Here is a 22,519-nt window from a genome sequence, read left to right on the forward strand (position 1 = left end):
CACGTCACAAGGCTGGTGCCGCCGCCGGAACGCTCCGCCGGCGGCGGTACTGCCACAGCAGGAACAGGGCGGCCATGGCGAAGGCGATCTCGTCGGTGATCGGCAATGCCACGACGAACAGGAAGGCGGTCGCCGCGGCATAGATGCGGGCGATCATCGGCAGGGTGGTCCAGAAGAAGCCGATGGTGGCCGCTCCCCACAACGCGATGGCGATGCAGGCCTTGACGACGATGTAGGCCACGGCGATCCAGTTCTCGGTCTGCAGGAGCAGCGCCGGATCGTACACCGCCATGAAGGGCACCACATAGCCGGCCATCGCGATGCGGGTGGCGATGAAGCCGATCTTCATGTGTCCGACCCGCGCGATGGAGGAAGCGGCGAGCGCCGCCAGCGCGACCGGCGGCGTCAGGTCGGCCATGATGCCGAAATAGAAGACGAACATGTGGCTGACGATCAGCGGCACTCCCATGGTCAGCAGCGCCGGGGCCGCAATCGATGCGGTGATGATGTAGTTGGCCGTTGTCGGAAGCCCGGTTCCCAACACGATGCAGGTCACCATCGTCAGCAGCAGCGCCGCCAGCAGGCTGCCGCCCGACAGGTTGACGATGGTGGTGGCGAAGCTGGAGGCAAGGCCGGTCAGCGTCATCATGCCGATCAGAACCCCGACCAGCGCACAGGCGACGCCGACGCCGATGGCGTTCTTCGCTCCGTCGGCGGTGGCATTGACCACCAGCCGCAGCGTCTCCCGCCCGCCCTTGAGCATCAGGCAGGGGACGACCAGCAGGCCGACCATGGCGAAGGCCAGATGCTCCGTCCGCAGGCCCGTCCGCCACAGACCGGCGGCGACCAGACCCAGCAGCACCCAGAATCCGGCGCGCAGCACGGTCGGGCCGATGGAGGTGACCAGGCTCATGCCCAGGATCAGGGCAATGGTGGCTGCGATGCCGATCACGCCGGCGAACAGCGGCGTGAAGCCGGAGAACAGCAGATAGACCAGGGCCGCCAGCGGCAGGATCAGATACCAGCCGTCCCGCAGGGCCAGCAGCGCGCTGGGGCACTCCTCCCGCGGCAGGCCGACCAGATTGCGCTTGCCCGCCTCCAGATGGACCATCCAGAAGGCGCTGCCGAAATAGAGGATGGCGGGAATGGCGGCGGCGATGGCGACATCGCTGTAGGGCACGCCGATGGTCTCCGCCATGATGAAGGCGGCGGCCCCCATCACCGGCGGCATCAGCTGGCCGCCCATGCTGGCCGTGGCCTCCACCGCGCCGGCGAAGGCCGGGCGGTAGCCGAAGCGGGTCATCAGCGGGATGGTGAACTGCCCGGTGGTCAGCACGTTGGCGACGCCCGACCCGTTGATCGTTCCCATGAAGCCCGACGAAAAGACGGCCACCTTGGCCGGCCCGCCCGTGGAATGGCCGACGAGCCCCAGCGAGACATCGTTGAACAGCTTGATCATCCCGGCCCGTTCCAGGAAGGCGCCGAACAGGATGAACAGGAAGATGTAGGTGGCCGACACGAAGGTCGGCGTGCCGTAGATGCCCTCGGTCGACAGGAACAGCGTGTCGATCACCTGATCGAAGCCATAGCCGCGATGGGCCAGCCCGAAGGGCAGTTCCCGTCCGAACAGGGCATAGGGGATGAAGACGCCGCACAGGATCGGCAGCGCCAGCCCCATGATGCGCCGGGCCGCCTCGAAGACCAGGGCGACCGCGATGGCGCCGACGACGATGTCGGTCGCGTTCGGGTCGCCGGCCCGCTGGATCAGCTCGACCTCGAAAAAATAATGGTACAGGCCGATGGCGAAGCCGGCGAGGCCCAGCAGCCAGTCGTACCAGGGCACCCGCCGGCGCGCGGCAGCCTTGCTCGCGCCGAACAGGGTGAAGGTCATCAGGACCAGGAAGCCGACATGAACCGACCGCACCACGACCGTGGACAGCGGGTTGAAGGCGGCGGTCCAAATCTGGAAAGCGGAAAAGGCCACGGCTATGGCAAAAACCGCCCGCCCGTCGAAACCTTCGAAGGCGGCGACATGGGCGGGATTCTCCCGGTCTATCGCTTGGCGGGTTTGGGCATCCGCCTCGTTGTCATGAGTCATCAGTCTGCGTTCCCCGCGGCCTCCGTCCCTCCGTTACATCAGCCCCTTTTCCTTGAAATACTTGATGGCGCCGGGATGCAGCGGCACCGGGGACTGGGTGGCGGTCTTGTCGAGCTTGATCTGCTTGGCGGCCACATGGGCGGCGGCCAGCGCGTCGAGATTCTCGAACAGGGTCCTGGTCATCGCATAGGCGGCGTCGTCCGACACGCCGGAATGGCTGACCAGCAGGTTGCGGACCGCGGCGGTCGGCACTGGCTCGCTCTGGCCCGGATAGGTGCCGGGGGGGATCGTCTCGGTGATATAGGCGGCGTCGCCGACCTTCTGCACCAGATCGGCCGGAATGCTGACGATGGTGATTTCCTGCGAGGCCGACAGATCCTTGATCGCCGCCACGCCGAGGCCGGCGGAGATCAGCGTCGCGTCCAGCTGCCGGTTCTTGATCAGGTCGACCGATTCGCCGAAGGGCAGATACTCGGTTTTGGCGAAGTCCTTGTAGGCGAGCCCGGCGGCGCCGAAGATGGCCCGCGCGTTCAGCTCCGTCCCCGACTTCGGCGCGCCGACCGACACGCGCTTGCCCTTCAGGTCGGCCAGGGTCTTGATGCCGGAGTCTTTGCTGGCGACCACCTGGATGTAGTTGGGATAGATGGCGGCGATGGTGCGCAGCTTCTCCAGCTTCTGCTTGAAGCCGACCTCCTCGTTGCCCTTCCAGGCGTCGCTCAGCGAATCGCCCAGGGTGAAGCCGATCTCGCCGCGGCCTGCCTGCAGCAGGTTCAGGTTCTCCACCGACGCCTTGGTCGCCTGCGCCGTCACCTTGGCCCCCGGCAGCGCCTTGCCGTACACGTTCGACAGCGCCACGCCCAGCGGGTAATAGACGCCGCTGGTGCCGCCGGTCAGAACGGTGATGAAGGTCTCCGCCTTGGCCGGCAAGGCGGCGAGGCCAAGGCCGAATCCAAGGCCGGCGGCCGTGCACAGGGCCAGAAGGTGACGCTTCACGGTTGGGCGATTCATAGCGGCTCTCCCCGTTATCGTTGCTGCACCCGGATCGTTGCCGGGCGGATTCATTTGCATGCCCATATGCCACGGGCAGCCCCAACCCACTGTAACGCGGCATAAAATTGCGCGCCAGTACGTACAATCCGATATAATGACGGTCCGCATGCCATTCTTTCGGCCAAGACATGCAGAGGCTCCTTGACCTCGGCGGGCAGACACCCCCTATCCTTGTGGCGGAAGACCGCCGGCCGAAGCGCAAGCCACCATGTCTCCGGCCGAAGGCGCGTCACGCGACAGCACCAAGTCCCAACTGCACGCCAAACGACTGCAAGCCAGACTTCAGCCAGCGGGAGGAAAACCGATGTCCTGTACCGTTTCGATGACCGTCAATGGCAAGACGGTCTCGCGCGAGGTGGAGGAGCGTACGCTGCTCGTCGCCTTCCTGCGCGAGCATCTGGGCCTGACGGGCACCCATGTCGGCTGCGACACCAGCCAGTGCGGCGCCTGCGTCGTCCATGTGGACGGACGGTCGGTGAAGTCCTGCACCACGCTGGCCGTCCAGGCCAATGGAACGGAGGTCACGACGATCGAGGGGCTGGCGGCGGCCGACGGCACGCTGCACCCGATGCAGGCAGCCTTCCGCGAACATCACGGGCTGCAATGCGGCTTCTGCACGCCGGGCATGGTGATGAGCGCGGTCGATCTGGTCCGCGACAACCCGAACCCGACCGAGGCCGAAATCCGCGAGGGGCTGGAAGGCAACATCTGCCGCTGCACCGGCTACCACAACATCGTCAAGGCGGTGAAGGCGGGGGCCGAGGCGATGGCAGGCGCGCAGCCGGCGCCGGTCGCTGCCGAATAAGGGCGAGAAGCCCAAAAACCAGATATTTCCGCATCTTACGCGTTCCTGTGGGAGGAAACACGAGATGGCGAACCCCAATGGCATCGGCGCCTCGGTGCGCCGGCGCGAAGACCAGCGCTTTTTGACCGGCCGCGGCAACTACACCGACGATTTCAAGCGCCCGAACATGACCCATGCGGTCCATGTGCGCTCCCCCTACGCCCATGCCCGCATCCTGGGCATCGACTTCACGGACGCATTGGCGATGCCGGGCGTGGTTGCCGTGTTGACCGGGGCCGACATGGAGGCCGACAAGGTCGGCAGCCTGCCCTGCGGCTGGCAGATCCACTCCAAGGACGGCTCGCCGATGAAGGAGCCGCCGCATTATCCGCTGGCGCGCGACCGCGTGCGCTATGTCGGCGACGCGGTGGCGGTGGTGATCGCCGAAACCCGCGAGCAGGCGCGCGACGCCGCCGAGATGGTGGTGGTCGATTACGAGGAACTGCCGGCGGTGGGCTCCTCTACCCGCGCCATCGCGGGCGGCGCTCCGCTGGTCCATGACGATGCGCCGGACAATGTCTGCTACGATTGGCATCTGGGTGATCGGGCGGCTGTGGATGCCGCCTTCGCCAATGCCGCCCATGTCGCCAAGATCGATCTGGTCAACCAGCGTCTGGTGCCGAACGCGATGGAACCGCGGGCGGCGATGGGCGAATACGACCAGTCCAGCGGCGAATACACGCTGACCACCACCAGCCAGAACCCGCATGTCACCCGCCTGCTGATGGGCGCCTTCGTGCTGGGCATTCCGGAGCACAAGCTGCGGGTGGTGGCGCCGGATGTCGGCGGCGGATTCGGGTCGAAGATCTTCCATTACGGCGAGGAGGCCGTCGTCACCTGGGCGGCGCGCAAGGTCGGCCGGCCGGTGAAATGGACCGCCGACCGGTCCGAAAGCTTCCTGACCGACGCCCATGGCCGCGACCATGTCAGCCATGCCGAGCTGGCGATGGACGCCGACGGCAATTTCCTGGCGCTCCGCGTCAACACGCTCGCCAATCTCGGCGCCTATCTGTCGACCTTCGCGCCGTCGATCCCGACCTACCTCTACGCCACGTTGCTGGCCGGCCAGTACAAGACCCCGGCGATCTATGCCGAGGTGAAGGCGGTCTTCACCAACACCTCCCCCGTCGACGCCTATCGCGGCGCCGGCCGGCCGGAGGCCTGCTATCTGATCGAACGGCTGGTCGATGTCGCCGCCGGCGTGATGGGCATGGACAAGACCGAGATCCGCCGCCGCAACTTCGTGCCGAAGGAGGCGATGCCCTACCAGACGCCGGTGGCGCTGCAATACGACACCGGCGACTTCGCCAAGAACCTGGACATCGCCCTGCCGCTGGTCGACTACCCCGGCTTCCAGCAGCGCCGCGCCGAATCGAAGGCGCGTGGCAAGCTGCGCGGCATCGGATTCGCGACATACATCGAAGCCTGCGGCATCGCGCCAAGCAATGTCGCTGGTGCGCTCGGTGCTCGCGCAGGACTTTATGAATGCGCGGAAGTCCGTTTTCATCCAACGGGTTCGGTGACGGTCTTCACCGGTTCTCACAGCCACGGCCAGGGCCATGAGACCACTTTTGCCCAGATCGTGGCGGACCGCTTCGGCATCCCGATCGAGAATGTCGAGATCGTCCACGGCGACACCAACAAGATCCCCTTCGGCATGGGCACCTACGGCTCGCGCTCGCTCGCGGTCGGCGGCTCCGCCCTGGTGAAGGCGATGGACAAGGTGGAGCGCAAGGCGAAGAAAATCGCCGCCCATATGCTGGAGGCCGCCGAGACCGACATCGAGGTGAAGGACGGCCGTTTCACCGTCACCGGTACCGACAAGAGCCTGGGCATCGGCGAGATCGCCCTGCAGGCCTATGTCCCGCACAACTTCCCGCTGGACGAGCTGGAGCCGGGGCTGGACGAGCAGGCCTTCTACGATCCCAAGAACTTCACCTACCCCAACGGCTGCCATGTCTGCGAGGTGGAGATCGATCCCGATACCGGCGTCACCACCATCGTCAGCTTTGCCGCGGTGGATGATTTCGGCAACGTCATCAACCCGCTGATCGTCGAGGGGCAGGTGCATGGCGGCCTGGTCCAGGGCATCGGGCAGGCACTGTACGAGAACTGCGTCTATGACGAGGAATCGGGGCAGCTCGTCACCGGCTCCTACATGGACTATTGCATGCCGCGGGCCGACGATGTCCCATCCTTCACCGTGCGCTATCACGAGGACCAGCCCTGCACCCACAACCCGCTGGGCGTGAAGGGCTGCGGCGAGGCCGGAACCATCGGCGCCGCCGCCGCGGTGATGAATGCGGTGGTGGATGCGCTGTCGGACTATGGCGTCACCCACATGGACATGCCGGCGACGCCGGAGAAGGTCTGGCGGGTGATCCGCGACGCTGCTCCTGCCATGGCGGCGGAATAAGACGGCCGAAGAAGAAGGAGGCTAGAGAATGTACGCGTTCACGTACCAACGGCCGACAACGCTCGCCGACGCGGCGGCCGCCATTCAGGCGGAAGAGGCCAAGCTTCTGGGCGGCGGCCAGACCCTGCTGCCGACGCTGAAACAACGCCTTGCCCGCCCGACCGACCTGATCGACCTCGGCGCCATCCCGGAGCTGAAGGGCATCCGTGAAGTTGACGGCGGGCTGGAGATCGGCGCCTTCACCCGCCATGCGGAGGTCGCCCATTCCGACCTCGTCAAGCGGGTGATCCCGGCGCTGGCCAGCCTCGCCGAAGGCATCGGCGACCGGCAGGTCCGCAACATGGGCACGATGGGCGGCTCCATCGCCAACGCCGATCCGTCGGCCGACTATCCGTCGGCGGTGGTGGCGCTGAAGGCCACGGTGACGACCGACCGCCGCAGCATCGCCGGCGACGACTTCTTCACCGGCATGTTCGAAACCGCGCTGGAGCCGGGCGAGATCGTCAAGTCGGTGCGCTTCTCCCGTCCCGACAAGGCGGCCTACGCCAAGTTCCGCAACCCGGCCAGCCGCTACGCCATCGTCGGCGTCTTCGTCGCCCGGTTCGGTGCCGAGGTTCGGGTGGCGGTGACCGGTGCCGCCGGCTCGGTCTTCCGCGCCGAAGCGTTCGAGACGGCGCTCGCCGCCGACTTCCGGGCGGAAGCGCTGAACGGCCTGTCGGTAGAGGCCGACGGCCTGAACGCCGACATCCACGCCAGCGCCGACTACCGCGCCCACCTCGTCACCGTGATGGCAAAGCGGGCGGTCGAAGCGGCGGGGTAAGACGGTCGATGCGCTCTCGCCGCGAACATCTCTATCGTGGCGAGAGCGCTTGACGCTGCGGGACAAGGACGGTCAGACTTTCTCCATGCCGATCATCGTGCGAATAGGGAACGCCCGCGTTTACATCTATGCCGACGACCATAATCCACCACATTTCCATATTGTCGGGCCGGACTTCAACGCACTGGTCCGAATCAATGATCTGGTCTTGCTGAAAGGCACGGTGCCGCCTGATACCATGCGCAAGGTGCTGGAATGGGCGGGAGAGAACCGGCCGTTGCTGGCATTGCGGTGGATCGAGATCAATGGCGAGGAGTGATTCGATGGACCAGCCCCGCGTCGCCGCCGTTGAAGCTCTTTCCGATACGCTGTCGGTTGCCGTAACCTGGATCGATGGCACCCGGGAAGTCGTCGATCTGTCCGAACCGATCCGCCGTTTCACCATGTTGCGCCCGCTTGCCGATCCGACCCTGTTCGCCCAGGTGAAGGTGGTGGCTTGGGGGTGGGCCATCGGTTGGGGCGACGCGGAGGACCCGGACATCGACTACCCTGCCGACCGGCTGTGGCAACGGGCGCAGGACCAGCGGCGCGCAGCCGCCTGACGCCCTGCATTCATTCAATCCATCAGGGCCCTTCATGACCACCCCCCTCCCCGCCTCCGTCGACGATACGCTGGCGCTTCTCACCCGCGGCTCCTACGTCGCGGATCGTTCTTTGGCGACCGCGCTGTTCCTGGCGCTGAAGCTGAAGCGTCCGCTGTTCCTGGAGGGCGAGGCGGGCGTCGGCAAGACCGAGATCGCCAAGGTCCTGTCGGCGACGCTCGGCCGCAAGCTGCTGCGGCTGCAATGCTATGAGGGGTTGGACGCATCGTCCGCCGTCTATGAGTGGAACTATGCCCGCCAGATGATGGAGATCCGGCTGGCCGAGGCGTCGGGCGGGCAGGACCGCGAATCCCTCGCCTCCGACCTGTTTTCCGAACGCTTCCTGGTCAAGCGGCCGCTGCTGCAGGCGCTGGAGCCGGACCTTGCCGGGCCGCCGGTTCTGCTGATCGACGAGCTGGACCGCACCGACGAGCCGTTCGAGGCCTATCTGCTGGAGATCCTGTCCGACTATCAGGTCTCGATCCCGGAATTCGGCACAATCCACGCGCCGGAACCGCCCATCGTCATCCTCACCTCCAACCGCACGCGCGAGATCCACGACGCGCTGAAGCGGCGCTGCTTCTATCATTGGGTCGATTATCCCAGTGCCGCGCGGGAGCGGGAGATCCTGGCGGTCAAGGCGCCGCAGGCCGATGCGCGGCTGGCCGCCCAGGTGGTGGGATTCGTCCAGACCCTGCGCGGCCTGGACCTCTACAAGGCGCCGGGCGTGGCCGAGACGCTGGACTGGGCGCAGGCGCTGGTGGAACTGAATCAGCTGGAGCTTGAGCCTTCCGTCATCAACGACACGCTGGGCACGCTGCTGAAATACCAGGACGACATCGCCCGCATCCAGGGCAGCGAGGCGGCGCGCATCCTGACCCAGGTCAAGACCGAGCTGGCCGCCACCACCGCGCGCTGAGGCCGCCATGACGGACGACGCGCCGGCCGGCCGCCTCACCCTCAACCTGATGCATTTCGCCCGCGCGCTGCGCGCCGCCGGCCTGCCGGTCGGGCCGGGCAAGGTGCTGCAGGCCGTCGAGGCGGTGGAGGCGGTCGGCCTGTCCAACCGCACGGATTTCTACTGGGCGCTGCACGCGATCTTCGTGAACCGCCACGACCAGAGCGAGCTGTTCGACCAGGCCTTCCATGTCTTCTGGCGCAATCCCGACATCCTGAAGAAGATGATGTCGCTGATGCTGCCGAAGGCGCGGACGGAGGCACCGCCCGACCGGCCGGAGATGGCTCAGCGCCTCGCCGAGGCCCTGCACGGCAGCGGCGCAGAACAGGAGGAGCCGGAGAAGACCGAGATCGAACTCGACGCCTCCTTCACCGTATCCGCCGCCGAACGCCTGCAGGACAAGGATTTCGAGAAGATGACGGGGGAGGAGATGGCGCAGGCCAAGCGCCTGCTGGCCCGTCTCGCCCTGCCGCTGGCGGAGGTCACCACCCGCCGCTACCGGTCCGATCCAATGGGGCCGCGCGTCGATCCGCGGGCCACCCTGCGGCGGATGCTGCGCAGCGGCGGCGAGCTGTCGGATTTGGCCCGCAAGCGCCGCCGCACCCGGCCGCCGCCGCTGGTGGTGCTGTGCGATATATCCGGCTCGATGACGCGCTATTCGCGGATGCTGCTGCATTTCATGCATGCCGTCACCAACGACCGCGACCGGGTCTACAGCTTCGTCTTCGGCACGCGGCTGACCAACATCACCCGCCATCTGCGGCACAAGGATGTCGACGTGGCGCTGGACGCGGTGTCGGGCGCGGTCGCCGATTGGTCGGGCGGCACGCGCATCGGCACCGCGCTGCACGCCTTCAACCGGACCTGGGCGCGGCGGGTGCTGGGCCAGGGCGCCGTCGTGCTTCTCATTACCGACGGGCTGGACAGGGATGCAGGGGAAGGGCTTGCGGCAGAGGCCGAACGGCTGCACAAAAGCTGTCGGCGGCTCGTCTGGCTGAATCCTTTGTTGCGCTGGGAAGGCTTCGCGCCGAAATCCTCGGGCATCCGGGCGCTGCTGCCGCATGTGGACGATTTTCTCGCGGCCCACAGCCTGAACAGCCTCGCGGATCTGGCCGGTGTCCTGTCGGCCCACGGTCCGCGTCGGAGCCCGGGCTTGCGCCGCTGGTTGAAGGAGGCGGCGGGATGAACGACACCCTGATGGCGGACAACATCGTGGAGCAGGCAGCCGCTTGGCGCGCCGCCGGCCGCAGGGTGGCCCTGGCGACCGTCGTGTCGACCTGGGGCTCCTCGCCGCGGCCGGTCGGCAGCCAGATGGCGGTCGACGACCGCGGGTCGATGGCGGGTTCCGTGTCCGGCGGCTGCATCGAAGGCGCCGTGGCACATGAGGCCGCCAAGACCATGGAGGACGGCGAACCGCGCGTGCTGTCCTTCGGCATCACCAACGAAATGGCCTGGGAAGTCGGGCTGGCCTGCGGCGGGCAGGTGCAGGTCTATATTGAGGCCGTGGAATGAAACGCGAAATTCTCGACCGGTTGCTTGCGGCGAAGGCCGCCGCGACCCCGGCCGCCCTGGTGACCGACCTCAACAGCGGTCTGCAAACCCTTGTCTTCGAAGACACCATCCATGGCGGCTTCGGGCTGGAGCCCGACCTGCTGGACGAGGTGCGCCGGCGCATCCGCCAGGACCGTTCCGGCCTGCTGGTCGATCCGCAGGACGAGGACGGCTTCCGCCTGTTCGTGCATGTCCACAACCCGGCCATGCGGCTGCTGATCGTCGGCGCCGTGCACATCGCCCAGGCGCTGGCCCCGGTGGCGGCGCTGACCGGCTATGACGTGACGGTGATCGATCCGCGCGGCGCCTTCGCGACCGAGGCGCGCTTCCCCGGCATCAAGCTGAACCATCTGTGGCCGGACGAGGCCTTGGCGGAGCTGAAGCCCGATGTCCGCACCGCAGTCGTGACCCTGACCCACGACCCCAAGCTGGACGACCCGGCGCTGATGACCGCCCTGCGCTCCCCCGCTTTCTATGTCGGCGCGCTGGGCAGCAAGCGCACCCACGCGCTGCGTCTGGACCGCCTGCGCGACGAGGGGCTGAGCGAGGCCGAGGTCAAGCGGATCCGCGGCCCCGTCGGTCTGTCCATCGGCGCGGTCACCCCGGCCGAGATCGCCATCTCGATCATGGGGCAGATCACCTGCGTGCGCCGCGGAGAGAACCACCCCTGCTGATCGGGGGGCCACGGGCGGGCGCGATGACGCCCCGCCCGCGTTACCGCTACCGTCCATTCATCATTAGCCCTTTGCCCCCGCCCGTTGCTCTGATAATGCACCAGTGATCCTGTGTGCGGAGCGTTCGTGGCGGACCGCCGGTCAACCTCTTCGTTTCCCCGGTTCTCTGCCGGGACAGCCTGCGCGCGGATGACCGCGGTGGGATGCGCATGAGGATTCGCTCGCGCATCGCGATGGTGGGGGGCGTGCCGGTGGCGGTGGCCGCGGTGATCGCCGTCACCGGCGGCCTGCTGCTGGACCGCAGCGAACGGGTTTACGAGGCGGCGGTGCTTGCCGGTTCCGTCTATCGCGACGTGCTGGCGGCGACGGCGGCGCGGATCGATTATCTCCAGGTCGCTCCCGCCGATCGTGCCGGCCGTGTCGCCCGGTTCGAGGCATTGTCGGCCTCGGCAGGCGCCGAGTTGCGTCAGCTGGATTCATCGGGATCGGCTGCCACCCACCGGCCGGAGGTCGAGCGCGCCACCGCGGTGCTGGAGCGCTATGTCGGCCAGATGCGCGCCTTCATCGAGGTGACGGGGGCCAATGACGCGGCCGTCGCCGATATGGGCCGGCATGCGGCCAGCCTGATGTCGCTGACCGATCGCGCGCGAAAGCGCCAGCACGCCGCCAATGTGGATTCGCTCGGCTCGCTGACCGAGGCGGACCAGCGCCTGCGCGACAGCCGCGACGTGGTCGATGGGGCCCATGAACTGCGCGAGGCGATGTTGGCCCTGCAACGGGCCGAGGCGCAGCATGTCGCGGCACTGGCCTTCGGCGCCGGAGTCTTCGGTACCGGGCGGCCGCTGACCGCCGCGGATTTCCGCATCGCCACCGACAAGCTGAGCGCCACCGCGGATCGGCTCCAGGCGGCGCTGCGCCGCACCGATCCGCTGGCCGACCGTTATCCGGCTATGGAAAGCTCGGGCCGCTATGCCGCGGCGGTGGCCGACCTGCAATCCGCCGTCCAGGCGCTGCGCGAGACGCGGGCGGAGCGCGACGCGGCACTGACCAGGTTCGAAACGGCGGTCCAGGCGGCGGCCGGCTTCGGAGGCGACGGTATGCCGGCCGCCAGCCTGGGGGAGCGGATGCTGGCGGAGCAGGCCAGCCGAACCCTGCCGGTGGTGCGGGCGCTGGTCATGACCGGCACGCTGGGCCAACAACCCGACGTGACCTTCCTGTCCACAATGCTGCCATCGGTTCGTCCGGCACTGGAGGGGCTGCATCGGGTGCAGGAGCGCTCGACCGCCGCGCAACGGAGGCTTGCCGACGCCCAGCATGCCAGCGCCGAAGCCGCCTCCGCCATCGAGGCGCTCACTGCCCGCATCCTGATGGTGAAAGCGACCGGATACACCGCTCTCCAGGAAGAGGTGGTGCAACTGATCGCCTATGCCATCCAGGCCAACGATACGGAACAGGAAACCCAGAATGTCGCCATCGTCGCCTTGCGCCTGGGGCGGCGGGCGGCCGATGCCGTGGCGGTGCGCGACGCCGAGGAAGCCGACCGCATCGTCGACGATGCCGGTGCGCTGTTGGGGACGGTGCATGGACTTCCCATGTCGCCGCTGCTGCAGGACGAGGTGCTGTCGGCCATCCGCAGCTGGCGCGACAGTCTCAGGCGGACCGCGGAGGGGCTGCGCCGGCTGAATCAGCTGCTGATCGCCATGGATCGCGATGCCGGTGCCTTGGTGGAGACTGCCCGGCAACTGGACGAGACCTTCCGCGACGAGGCGGCGCGCATCGGCGACCTGCTGACCCGGATCCTGATCATCGGGGCCACCATCGGCCTGCTGCTGGGCGGCGGTGCGGCGGTGGTGGTTGCCCGCTCCATCAGCAGGCCGGTGCTGCGGCTGCAGCGGCAGATGACCCGGCTGGCCGAGGATCCGCTGGCCGGCCCGATCGACGGCACGCGCCGTCAGGACGAATTCGGCGCGATGGCCCGCGCCGCCGCCTTCTTCATCCGCGAAATCGGTCTGCGGGAGCTGGCGGCCCGCGAGGCGAAGGAACGTGCCGACCGCGCACTGGAGGAACTGCGCCGCACCCAGGCCGATCTGATCCAGGCGGAGAAGATGGCCTCTCTCGGTGCCCTGGTCGCCGGCGTGGCGCACGAGATCAACACGCCCCTCGGCAACGCCCTGATGGGGGCCACCCATCTGCAGGACCGGCTGGAAGCGATCGGGCGGCTGGTCCAAGAGGGAAAGCTGCGCCGCAGCGACTTCGCCGATTTCCAGGAGACGGCGGAGGAACTGTCCCGGCTGATGGTGCTGAACCTGCGTCAGGCCGGCGAACTGGTGCAGAGCTTCAAGCAGGTCGCCGCCGACCAGACCAGCGACGAAGGGCGGCACTTTGCATTGAAGCCCTATCTGGAGGATCTTGCGACCAGCCTCAGCCCGTCCTGGCGCCGCGCTGGCCACAGCCTGCGGGTCGACTGCCCCGAGGACATCGAGATCGATGGCTATCCCGGCGCGCTGGCGCAGGTTCTGACCAATCTGGTGATGAACTCCATCATCCATGGCTATCAGGACGGCAAGCCGGGTCACCTGCTGATCGCGGTCAGCACGCCGAGCCCGGACCTGGTGGAACTGGTCTATACCGATGACGGCATGGGTATTCCGGCGGCCGATTTGGGACGGGTGTTCGATCCGTTCTTCACCACCCGCCGCGGAACCGGCAGCACCGGGCTCGGGCTGCACATCGTTTACAATCTTGTGGCGAATACTCTAGGCGGAAGGGTTGCGGTGGAGAGCCGGCTCGGCCAGGGCGTTCGCTTCACCATTCGCTTTCCACGACGACTTGCTACTGATAACGTGGCCGTTGCGATCGAAGCACAATCCGTGCAGGAGCAGTAAATGCCTTTGCCGCCGATGACATTCATGAAAAGGATTGTGCAGGGGCTATCTATTCTCGTTTTTCTTGCAGGAGCGTCCGGCACCGCACAGGCCGACAAGTCACTCGTCTACTGCACGGAAGGAAATCCGCAGAGCTTCAATGCGCAGGTGTCCACCTCCGGCACCAGCGTGAACGCCGCCAGCCCCCTGTTCAACAATCTGGTGGAATTCGGCCGCGGCACACAGGTCATCATCCCGGCACTTGCCGAGTCCTACACGGTTTCCGACGATGGTCTGGTCTACGATTTCCGTTTGCGCCGGAATGTCCAATTTCATTCGAACGAGCATTTCAAGCCCAGCCGGACGCTCAACGCCGATGACGTGCTGTTTACGTTCGAACGTCAATGGAAGAGCGATCATCCCTATCACACTGTCGGTCCGGCAACTTACGATTACTTCCGCGGCATGGGGCTGCCGACCCTGTTGAAATCGGTGGAGAAGCTGGACAACCACACGGTTCGCATCACGCTGAACCGGCCGGAAGCCCCGTTCCTGGCCGATCTCGCCATGCCGTTCCTGTCGATCCAGTCGGCGGAATATGCCGACACCCTGATGAAGGCGAAGCGGCCGGACCTGTTCGACGAAAACCCCATCGGGACTGGGCCGTTCCATCTGGTGTCGTACCAGCCCGATCTCGCCATCCGCTACAAGGCGTTCGACGCCTATTGGCAGGGGCGCCAGCCGCTGGACAACCTGATCTACTCGATCACCCCGAACATCGCCGTGCGCCTGAACAAGCTGCGGTCCGGCGAGTGCCACGTGATGATCTTCCCGAACCCGGCGGAGTTGGGAAAGATCGAAAAGGATCCAAATCTGGTCATCGAGCAGCAGGACGGGAAGAACGTCGCCTATATGGCGTTCAACACCCAGAAACCGCCGCTCGACGATGTGCGGGTGCGGCGCGCCATCACCTTGGCGATCGACAAGCGCACCTTGGTCGATGCCGTCTACCAGAATGGAGGACGGCCGGCGAAGAACCCGATCCCACCCAGCATGTGGTCTTACGACGACAGCATCGGGGAGCACCCGTTCGATCCCATGACGGCGCGCGACCTGTTGATCGAAGCGGGATATCCGGAAGGCTTCACCCTCGATCTCTGGTATCCGCCGGTCACGCGCCCCTACATGCCCAACGGCAAGCGCGCCGCCGAGATGATCCGGGAGAATCTGGAACGAATCGGCATCAAGGTCGTGCTGAAGACGGAGAGCTGGGGCAACTATCGCAGCCGGGTGACTCAGGGCGAACAGGACATGGTGATCTATGGCTGGACCGGCGACAACGGCGATCCCGACAACTTCCTGTATTTTTTGCTGAGTTGCACCGGGGCGCGCCCGGGCGGAACGAATGTCGCGAGATGGTGCGATCCCGATTTCGAAGAACAGATCACAAGGGCCAAAGTGGACAACGACATCGAGAAGCGTGCTGAGTATTATCGAAAGGCGCAGCAGGTCTTTCATCGGGAAATGCCCTGGTTCCCGATTGCCAACACTTTCATTGCAGTGGTCCACCGCAAGGAAGTGAAGAATTACACGAACAATCTGTTCAAGCAGGACTTCTCAGGCGTCGATATCGAAGCCCAGTGAGCGACAGGGATATGAAAACCTCAATCGGACAAGCCTCGTCTGAATGCATGTCTCCCGACGACCTGCTGTTCGGCGACGAACAGGCGGAGGCATCGTCGGAACAGCCGTCGGTGAGCACAGCCCCCTGGCCGATCCTGGTGGTCGACGACGACGAGCAGGTGCATGCGATGACGCGCGTCCTGCTGAACGACTTCGAGTTCGAAGGACGCCGCTTCGCCATCGTCAGCGCCTTTTCCGCGGCGGAGGCACGGGCGATCCTGGCCGAGCGGACGGACCTGCCGGTGGTTCTGCTGGACGTGGTGATGGAGACCCAGGACGCCGGGTTGCGGCTGGTCCATCACATCCGCCGCGACCTGGGCAACCGCCACATCCGCATCATCCTGCGCACCGGCCAACCCGGACAGGCGCCGGAGCGCGATGTGATCGTCGCCTACGACATCAACGACTACAAGAGCAAGGCCGAGCTGACCGCGCAGAAGCTGTTCACCAGCCTGATCGGCGCGGTGCGCGGCTGGCGCGACCTCGTCACCATCGAGACCCTGAACCACTCCCTGGAGCGCCGGGTCGCCGAGCGCACGGCGGAACTGGAACGGCAGACCGCGCTGGCCGACGAGCAACGCCGCTTCATCGAGAATCTGGTGGAGATGATGCCGAGTCCGGTCTGGTATCGCGACTCCGCCGGCCGCAGCACCCTCTGCAACCGGGCCTTCCGCGATTTGTTTCCCGATGCCACCGATGGTATCGAATGGATCGTCGGCGCGCATGGGCGGACGGGCACCGGCACCGAGGCTTATTCCTTCGAGACCAGCGTGGTCGGGCCGGATGGAGACCCGCGCGAACTGCTGGTGGTGAAGCGTCCGCTGACGGCGGCCGACGGTACGGCCGCCGGCCTGATCGGCATTGCCACCGACATCACCGAACGGCGGCGGATGGAGCATGAACTGCACCGGCTGGCCACTACCGATCCGCTGTCCGGCGCGCACAACCGCCGCCATATCCTGGACCTGCTGGACCGGATGCTGGCGGGGCAAGGCGGTGCCGAACCCAGGCCCAATGTCGGGCCGGCCTGTCTCGTCATGCTCGACATCGACCATTTCAAGCGCATCAACGACGCGCTGGGCCATGCTGCCGGCGACGCCGCCATCCGCAGCGTGGTGGAGGAGATCCGCCGCCACCTGCGCGCAACCGACCAGATCGGCCGCATCGGCGGGGAGGAGTTCGCGATCCTGCTGGCCGATACCAGCCATACCGACGGTGCTGCGATTGCGGAGCGGCTGCGCAGCGGTCTGGCGGCGTTGGCGATCCCGTTGCCCGATGGCCGGCGGTTCCAATTGACCGGCAGTTTCGGCCTGACGGACGTCCGTCCGCTGGTGGATACGGTGGAAAGCGTGCTGGGCCGCGCCGATCAGGCGCTGTACCGTGCCAAGGCGCTGGGGCGGAACCGGGTCGAGCAGAACTGACCCTGGGTGTACGGCCTGCGACATTTCGTTCGATCATCGCTTGACCGATGCGGCGGCAGCGGGTATTCAGAGTCTATGAATACCACCGCCACCATGCGAATGCGAATTACCGGCCCGGCGCTCTGAGAGCGTCGGAGAGTTGCCGTCTTCGTGTTCACTGGTCGTGTGGAGTGTGTGGCGTGTCGCTGCACCGTGTGGTCGCCGGAACCCTCAATCCGGTTCATGACAAGTCCAACCGTCTGACCGCTGTCGCGGGACCGCAGTCCGGCGTCCGTCCTGGCGAGCGAATGTGTGGCTCGGCGCGAATTATTCACCCGGTCCGCTGAGGCGGTCCGGGTCAAGCCCGTCCTACCCAAATTCGTTCGTCGAGGAACTCGCGATGTTCACCGCGCATGCCGATGCCGCGCGCACTCTGTCCGTCTGCACGCCTGTCCAAACCCCCGCCTTCGATGAGGAGCGCCTGCCGGCCTGGCTGCCGCTTTCGGCGATCACCGACGCTGCCCGGCGGCTGTCCGGCCAGATCGTCCGCACGCCCCTGCTCCATGCCTCCGCGCTGGGCCGGGATTTGTGGCTGAAGGCGGAGGTCTTCCAGGCCACCGGCGCCTTCAAGGAGCGCGGCGCGCTGAACCGCCTGCTGCGCCTGACGGCGCCGGAGCGGGCTGCCGGCGTGGTGGCGATGTCGGCTGGCAACCACGCCCAGGGCGTCGCTCTGCATGCCGCGCGGCTGGATGTGAAGGCGACCATCGTGATGCCGGAGACGGCCCCCCGCTGCAAGGTGGAGCGGACTGCCGCCCTTGGGGCCGAGGTGGTGCTGCACGGCGCCACGGTGGGCGAGGCCAAGGGCAAGGCGCTTGAACTGGCGGCTGACCGGCGGCTGACCTTCCTCCACCCCTATGACGATCCCGACGTGATCGCCGGCCAGGGCACCGTCGGGCTGGAGATCCTCGCCGACCGTCCGGATGTCGACACCGTGGTGGTTCCCGTCGGCGGCGGCGGGCTGCTGGCCGGTGTCGCCGCCGCGGTGAAGGCACAGCGCCCGCGCGTGCGGGTGATCGGCGTGAGGCTGGCCCGGCGCGGCGGCCCGACGCTGGCCGACGGCATCAACGTCCACGCGCTGGGCAAGCTGCCCCAGGCCATCGTCGACACGCTGGTCGACCGCGTGGTCGAGGTGGAGGAGGCGGAGATCGCCGCCGCGATGCGCGCCCTGCACGGCTCCTTCGGCGTGGTGGCCGAGGGAGCGGGTGCTGCCGGGGTCGCCGCAGTGCTGGCTGGCCGGCTGGGACGAACCGGACGGACGGTAGCGGTGCTGTCCGGCCGTAATGTCGACGGCGACACGCTGGCGCGGACATTGGCGGCGTGACAGACTTTATACACCCGCACGGAGGTGGCTCGATGAAAACGCTGACGCTTGAGGTGACCGAACTGGCGGACGGACTTGCCGCCTTCCGGCAGGCCTGGGGCAATGGAAAGGCTGAGGAAAGCGCGCGTATCGGGTTTGCCACGCCGGAGTTGCTTTGGAAGGTGCTGACCGCCAAGCGGTGGGAGATCCTGCGCGTCATGACCGGGCAAGGTCCCTTGGCCCCGCGGGAGGTCGCGCGGCGACTGGAGCGTGACGTGAAGGCAGTTCATGCCGATGTGCATGCCCTGATCGATGCCGGGATCCTTCAGCGGACAACCGACGGACGGATCGAGTTCCCTTATGAGTCCGTTCATGTCGATTTCATGCTGAAGGCCGCTTGAGGCAGGACCAAAGGACGGTCTCCGTACCCCTCCCCCGCAAATCGCATAGCTCCCCTCTTCGCCGAAGTGAAGTATGGATAGGTCAGCAGAAATGACCTATGTTGGTCGTCGCGTGTAAACACACAGGCGACACCGAAGGGTGATTGGCATGACGAACAAATCCGCCCCGACCATTTCGTCATCCCCTGCATCGGTCATTTACGAGCGCCCGAAGGCGGCGCACAGTGTCTTTGACAATTTGCAAGGACAACTGTTCGGCGTCGTCATGACGTCGTTCGGCATTGCCATTCTGCATGCCGCCGGGCTGGTCACCGGTCAGGCGGCAGGGCTGAGCTTTGTGATTTCTTACGCGACGGGCATCGACTTTGGAATTCTGTTCTTCCTCGTCAACCTGCCCTTCTATTTCCTTGCGCTGGCCCGCATCGGCGTCGGTTTCACGGTCAAGTCACTGATCGCGGTGACCGGCATTTCCCTGCTGTCCAGCCTGCTGCCGTCGATGATGAGCTTCAGCGCCATCAACCCCTATGTCGCGGCGGTGCTGGCGGGCTTCTGCGTCGGGATCGGGGTGATCGGGCTGTTCCGCCACGGCGCCAGCGGCGGCGGTGTCGGCATCCTCGCCTATTACCTGCAGGAGAAGACCGGCTTCCGCGCCGGCTGGCTGCAGTCGCTGTTCGATCTGGCGGTCTTCTCCGCCGCGGCCTTCGTGCTGGAGTGGCCGGCGCTGCTCGCCTCGATCCTGGGGGCGGCGGTGCTGAACGCCTTCGTCGCGTTCAACCACCGCGCCGACTGGTACGTCGCCCGCTGAACGGAGCGGGCCGCCCTATTCGCGGCCCAGCACCCGGTCGACCACCGCATCGGCCCATTCGCGCGAGCGGAAGCTCGCCTTGGCTTCGACCGGGTCATAGACGCGCTCGACCCAATCCCAGAACTCTATCGGGCGCTTCTGGTTGTAGGCGGCGTAAAGCTCGAAGAAGTAATCGAGGATGCCGGTCTTCGCCTGCTTGAAGTGGCCGTAGCGCCAGGACAGCTGCTTCATCGCCTCGTCGAGCGGCTTGCCTTCATGGGCGAACAGATACAGCGTCGACATGAAGCCGGCGCGGTCGGCGCCGGACTTGCAGTGCATCAGCGCCGGATACGCCATGGTCTTGAACAGCTCGCGCGCCTTCAGAAGGGTTTCCTTCTTCGGCATATCGCGGGAGTTCACCGGGAAATCGACCAGCTCCAGACCATGGACGCGGCAGGCCTCCGCCTCCAGGATGTAGGAGGCGCAGTCACGCGAGCCGCGCAGGTTCAGGATCGACTTGATCCCGTTGCGCGCCGCCACGGCGATGTGCGAAGGCGAGGGCTGGCTCGCCCGGTACATGTTGGGCGAGATGCGGTAGGTGTTCGAATAGATCAGCCGGAAGCAGGCGTGGTCGATGAACACGCTTTCCAGATGGCCGAGCGCACGCTGCCACGGCGTCGCCATGCGGCTGCGGCCGCGCTTGATAGCGTCGGCCAGCGCGGTGGTGGTGACCGCCCGCAGATAGCTTTTCTTCGCCAACTTAGACCTTTCGATTCTGACGGAACGCCAACATAGGCATGGTCGCCGTTCCGTCAAGAACCCCCGTCACGCCGACTTCCCCTGAAGCCGCACATACATGCCGTATTGCGCCGCAAGCGTCAGCACGATTTCCATGTACAGGTTGATCAGGCCGTTGGCGTAGAAGGCCGGGCAGCCGGTGTAATGACGCTCCCCCGCCATCGCGGTCGGCTCGATCAGGTCGGTGTTCAGGACGATCAGGTCCTTGTCCGGATCATAGAGGAAGGCCGACTGGTCGGGGCGCAGCGGGTGGATGGCCTGATGGTCGTCGGCCTCGATCTTTCCCGCCGCCATGAACTGGCACAGCATGCCCAGACTGCCCATGGCGAGCGGCAGCACCTGCTTCAGGCTGCGGCGGGCGAGGTCGTCATAGGCGGCGGCCTCCAGCCCCGGACGCAGCAGCGGGGCGGCTTCCACCAGATTCCAGCAGACATGCAGGGCGGTGTGGCTGCCGGTCTTGGTGATCGACAGCATGTCGTAGCCGGACGGCCCGTGCAGGACCGACTTCTGCAACTCGCGCCCCAGCACATAGCCGGCGGCGGCCATGTCGGTGATGGTTCCCTCCGTCCGGCAGCGGTCCTCCTCCACCATCACCTTGATCGCCCAATCCTTGATGATGGCGTCCAGCAGGTGGCAGACGGAATCGCGCAGGAAGCCGACCACGCGGTCGGGATCGGCGGCCTCGATGCCGTCGGGATCGGCGAAGTCCAGCCCATGCGGCGAGTCCGGCGGGGTCGACAGCACCAGATGACCGGTCTCGTCCAGCGGCATGCGGGCGATGATGTGCTCCCGCAGATCGACATAGAGGAAGCCCAGCAGGGTGTTGATCGCGACCTTCTCGAAATCCTCCTTGCGGGTGTCGGCATGGGCCGGGCAGTGGCCGGCCAGCGTCAGCAATTCCTCGCTCAGGAGATAGCTCGGCTCCTCCGCGATGCGGTGCAGGATGGGCGCGAGGTTGATCCGCGTCATCCCTGCCTCCTCATGGGCGGAGGCGTAGGTGAGAGCGAAGTCGTTGGTGCGGGCCATCGGGGTCAGCCCTCCTGCAGGCGGTCGTAGACGGAATATTCCAGGGCCAGCCCGGCCACGATGTCCAGATACAGCTTGATCAGGTTGGTGGTGTAGAAGGCCGGGCAGCCGGTATAGTAGCGCTCGCCCGGTTTGGCGAAGGTGACGATGGGATCGGCGTTCAGCCGGATCAGCCCGTTGCCGTCCAGCACGAAGGCGGTCTGGTCCTTGGGCAGCCGATGCACGGCCAGCCCGTCGGCCGGCTCGATCCCGCTCTCTTCCATGTAATGGACCAGCATGCCGAGGCTGGCCATCGACAGCGGCACGATCTGCTTCAGGCTGCGGTGGACGAGGTCGTCGTAGAAGGCGGCGTCGCGGCCGGGCACCAGCAGCGGAGCCGCCTCCACCAGTGCCCAGCAGATGTGAATCGCGGTATGGCTGCCGGTCTTGGTGATCGACAGCATGTCGTAGCCAGCGCGCTGGTAGAGCGGCGAATGTTCCAGCACGCTGCGCAGGACGAAGGTCGCCGCCGCCTCCAGCGAGATGGCGCCGGTCCCCTGGGAGCGGAAATACTCCTCCTCATGCACCAGATCGACGGCCCAGCCGGTGATCAGCCCATCCAGCAGGTGGCAGGTTGCGTCGCGCAGGACGGAGCAGAGAACGTCGGGCTCCGCCGCGGCCATGGCGGCGCGGTCGGCCGGGTCCAGCCCGTGGGGGGAGCGCGGCGGGATCGGCAGCATCGGCCGCCCCTCGTCATCGAAGGGCAGCTTTGCCGCGATGTGGTCGCGCAACCGGTTGAACAGCAGGGCCAGCAGGCTGTTGACCGCCACCTTGTCGGCATCGTCCTGCGGGATCGGCGGGGCGCCGTCCTTCGCTCCCTCTGGCGCTCCCTCGGTCTTGCCGGCATGGAAGGGGCACTGGCCGCCGCCCTGCCGGAATTCCTCGCTGAACAGGAAGTTCGGCTCCGCCTGGATGCGCTGCAGGATATGGGCAATCGACACCCGGCCCAGACCGGCCTCGCCATGGGCGGTGTTGAAGGTCTGGGCGAAGTCGTTGGAACGGCTGGGCAGGGTATCGGACATGCGGCGGCTTCCGGCGCGGACATAGGGCGAGCGGGCTACCCTAAAGGGAAATGCCGCACCCGCGCAACGGAGTGTCGTGTCGCGGCCCGA

General features: G+C 66.4%; 20 protein-coding genes. 15 read left to right on the forward strand and 5 right to left on the reverse strand.

Annotated features, from left to right (window positions below):
* Positions 1-4: 4 nt before the first annotated feature.
* Together AZOLI_RS22070 and AZOLI_RS22075 are read right to left on the reverse strand one after the other, a co-directional pair.
* On the reverse strand, positions 5-2,098 hold the full coding sequence (locus tag AZOLI_RS22070; protein WP_014249397.1) for a TRAP transporter permease: 2,094 nt from the start codon (positions 2,096-2,098) through the stop codon (positions 5-7).
* A gap of 33 nt (positions 2,099-2,131) precedes the next feature.
* Positions 2,132-3,106 carry a TAXI family TRAP transporter solute-binding subunit gene (locus AZOLI_RS22075; RefSeq protein ID WP_014249398.1) on the reverse strand — a complete coding sequence of 325 codons (975 nt, stop codon included), beginning with the start codon at positions 3,104-3,106 and terminating at the stop codon, positions 2,132-2,134.
* Positions 3,107-3,452: 346 nt separating this feature from the next.
* On the opposite strand from AZOLI_RS22075, the gene AZOLI_RS22080 reads away from it, so the two are divergent.
* The 15 genes from AZOLI_RS22080 to AZOLI_RS22150 all read left to right on the forward strand — a co-directional run bounded on the left by AZOLI_RS22080 (position 3,453) and on the right by AZOLI_RS22150 (position 19,565).
* On the forward strand, positions 3,453-3,953 hold the full coding sequence (locus AZOLI_RS22080; RefSeq protein WP_014249399.1) for a (2Fe-2S)-binding protein: 501 nt from the start codon (positions 3,453-3,455) through the stop codon (positions 3,951-3,953).
* 64 nt (positions 3,954-4,017) lie between these two features.
* Positions 4,018-6,408 carry a xanthine dehydrogenase family protein molybdopterin-binding subunit gene (locus tag AZOLI_RS22085; RefSeq protein ID WP_014249400.1) on the forward strand — a complete coding sequence of 797 codons (2,391 nt, stop codon included), beginning with the start codon at positions 4,018-4,020 and terminating at the stop codon, positions 6,406-6,408.
* A 28-nt stretch (positions 6,409-6,436) separates the two neighbouring features.
* Positions 6,437-7,228, forward strand: coding sequence for an FAD binding domain-containing protein (locus tag AZOLI_RS22090; RefSeq protein WP_014249401.1), 792 nt, complete (start codon positions 6,437-6,439; stop codon positions 7,226-7,228).
* Positions 7,229-7,313: 85 nt separating this feature from the next.
* Positions 7,314-7,547: a DUF4160 domain-containing protein gene (locus AZOLI_RS22095; RefSeq protein WP_044552982.1), complete on the forward strand. Its 234-nt coding sequence runs from the start codon at positions 7,314-7,316 to the stop codon at positions 7,545-7,547.
* Between the two features lie 4 nt (positions 7,548-7,551).
* Positions 7,552-7,830 carry a DUF2442 domain-containing protein gene (locus AZOLI_RS22100; RefSeq protein WP_014249403.1) on the forward strand — a complete coding sequence of 93 codons (279 nt, stop codon included), beginning with the start codon at positions 7,552-7,554 and terminating at the stop codon, positions 7,828-7,830.
* 34 nt (positions 7,831-7,864) lie between these two features.
* The gene (locus AZOLI_RS22105; RefSeq protein WP_014249404.1) at positions 7,865-8,788 is read left to right on the forward strand and encodes an AAA family ATPase; all 924 of its coding nucleotides are present in this window, start codon (positions 7,865-7,867) and stop codon (positions 8,786-8,788) included.
* A 7-nt stretch (positions 8,789-8,795) separates the two neighbouring features.
* Positions 8,796-10,013, forward strand: coding sequence for a vWA domain-containing protein (locus AZOLI_RS22110; protein WP_014249405.1), 1,218 nt, complete (start codon positions 8,796-8,798; stop codon positions 10,011-10,013).
* Positions 10,010-10,339, forward strand: a complete 330-nt coding sequence (locus AZOLI_RS22115; RefSeq protein WP_014249406.1) for an XdhC family protein — start codon at positions 10,010-10,012, stop codon at positions 10,337-10,339. Before AZOLI_RS22110 ends, AZOLI_RS22115 begins: the two co-directional genes overlap by 4 nt.
* On the forward strand, positions 10,336-11,052 hold the full coding sequence (locus tag AZOLI_RS22120) for an XdhC family protein (RefSeq protein WP_014249407.1): 717 nt from the start codon (positions 10,336-10,338) through the stop codon (positions 11,050-11,052). The genes AZOLI_RS22115 and AZOLI_RS22120 overlap by 4 nt, the downstream gene beginning before the upstream one ends.
* Before the next feature lie 209 nt (positions 11,053-11,261).
* A complete protein-coding gene (locus tag AZOLI_RS22125) occupies positions 11,262-13,937 on the forward strand; it encodes a sensor histidine kinase (RefSeq protein WP_244442635.1) in 2,676 nt (891 codons plus the stop codon).
* Complete coding sequence (locus AZOLI_RS22130; RefSeq protein WP_014249409.1) at positions 13,938-15,560, forward strand: ABC transporter substrate-binding protein; 1,623 nt, start codon at positions 13,938-13,940, stop codon at positions 15,558-15,560.
* Between the two features lie 47 nt (positions 15,561-15,607).
* On the forward strand, positions 15,608-17,020 hold the full coding sequence (locus tag AZOLI_RS22135; RefSeq protein WP_014249410.1) for a diguanylate cyclase: 1,413 nt from the start codon (positions 15,608-15,610) through the stop codon (positions 17,018-17,020).
* 379 nt (positions 17,021-17,399) lie between these two features.
* A complete protein-coding gene (locus AZOLI_RS22140; RefSeq protein WP_014249412.1) occupies positions 17,400-18,380 on the forward strand; it encodes a pyridoxal-phosphate dependent enzyme in 981 nt (326 codons plus the stop codon).
* A gap of 32 nt (positions 18,381-18,412) precedes the next feature.
* Complete coding sequence (locus tag AZOLI_RS22145) at positions 18,413-18,760, forward strand: HVO_A0114 family putative DNA-binding protein (protein WP_014249413.1); 348 nt, start codon at positions 18,413-18,415, stop codon at positions 18,758-18,760.
* 139 nt (positions 18,761-18,899) lie between these two features.
* Positions 18,900-19,565, forward strand: coding sequence for a YitT family protein (locus tag AZOLI_RS22150; protein ID WP_014249414.1), 666 nt, complete (start codon positions 18,900-18,902; stop codon positions 19,563-19,565).
* Positions 19,566-19,580: 15 nt separating this feature from the next.
* Here the strand turns inward: AZOLI_RS22150 and AZOLI_RS22155 are convergent, their stop codons facing one another.
* From AZOLI_RS22155 to AZOLI_RS22165, 3 genes are all read right to left on the reverse strand, one after another.
* Positions 19,581-20,303 carry a fused DSP-PTPase phosphatase/NAD kinase-like protein gene (locus AZOLI_RS22155; protein ID WP_014249415.1) on the reverse strand — a complete coding sequence of 241 codons (723 nt, stop codon included), beginning with the start codon at positions 20,301-20,303 and terminating at the stop codon, positions 19,581-19,583.
* Between the two features lie 66 nt (positions 20,304-20,369).
* Positions 20,370-21,368 carry a hypothetical protein gene (locus AZOLI_RS22160; RefSeq protein WP_014249416.1) on the reverse strand — a complete coding sequence of 333 codons (999 nt, stop codon included), beginning with the start codon at positions 21,366-21,368 and terminating at the stop codon, positions 20,370-20,372.
* A gap of 5 nt (positions 21,369-21,373) precedes the next feature.
* Positions 21,374-22,429, reverse strand: coding sequence for a hypothetical protein (locus AZOLI_RS22165; protein ID WP_014249417.1), 1,056 nt, complete (start codon positions 22,427-22,429; stop codon positions 21,374-21,376).
* Between the last annotated feature and the right edge of the window lie 90 nt (positions 22,430-22,519).

The sequence above is a fragment of the Azospirillum lipoferum 4B genome, from assembly GCF_000283655.1.
Classification (GTDB): domain Bacteria; phylum Pseudomonadota; class Alphaproteobacteria; order Azospirillales; family Azospirillaceae; genus Azospirillum; species Azospirillum lipoferum_C.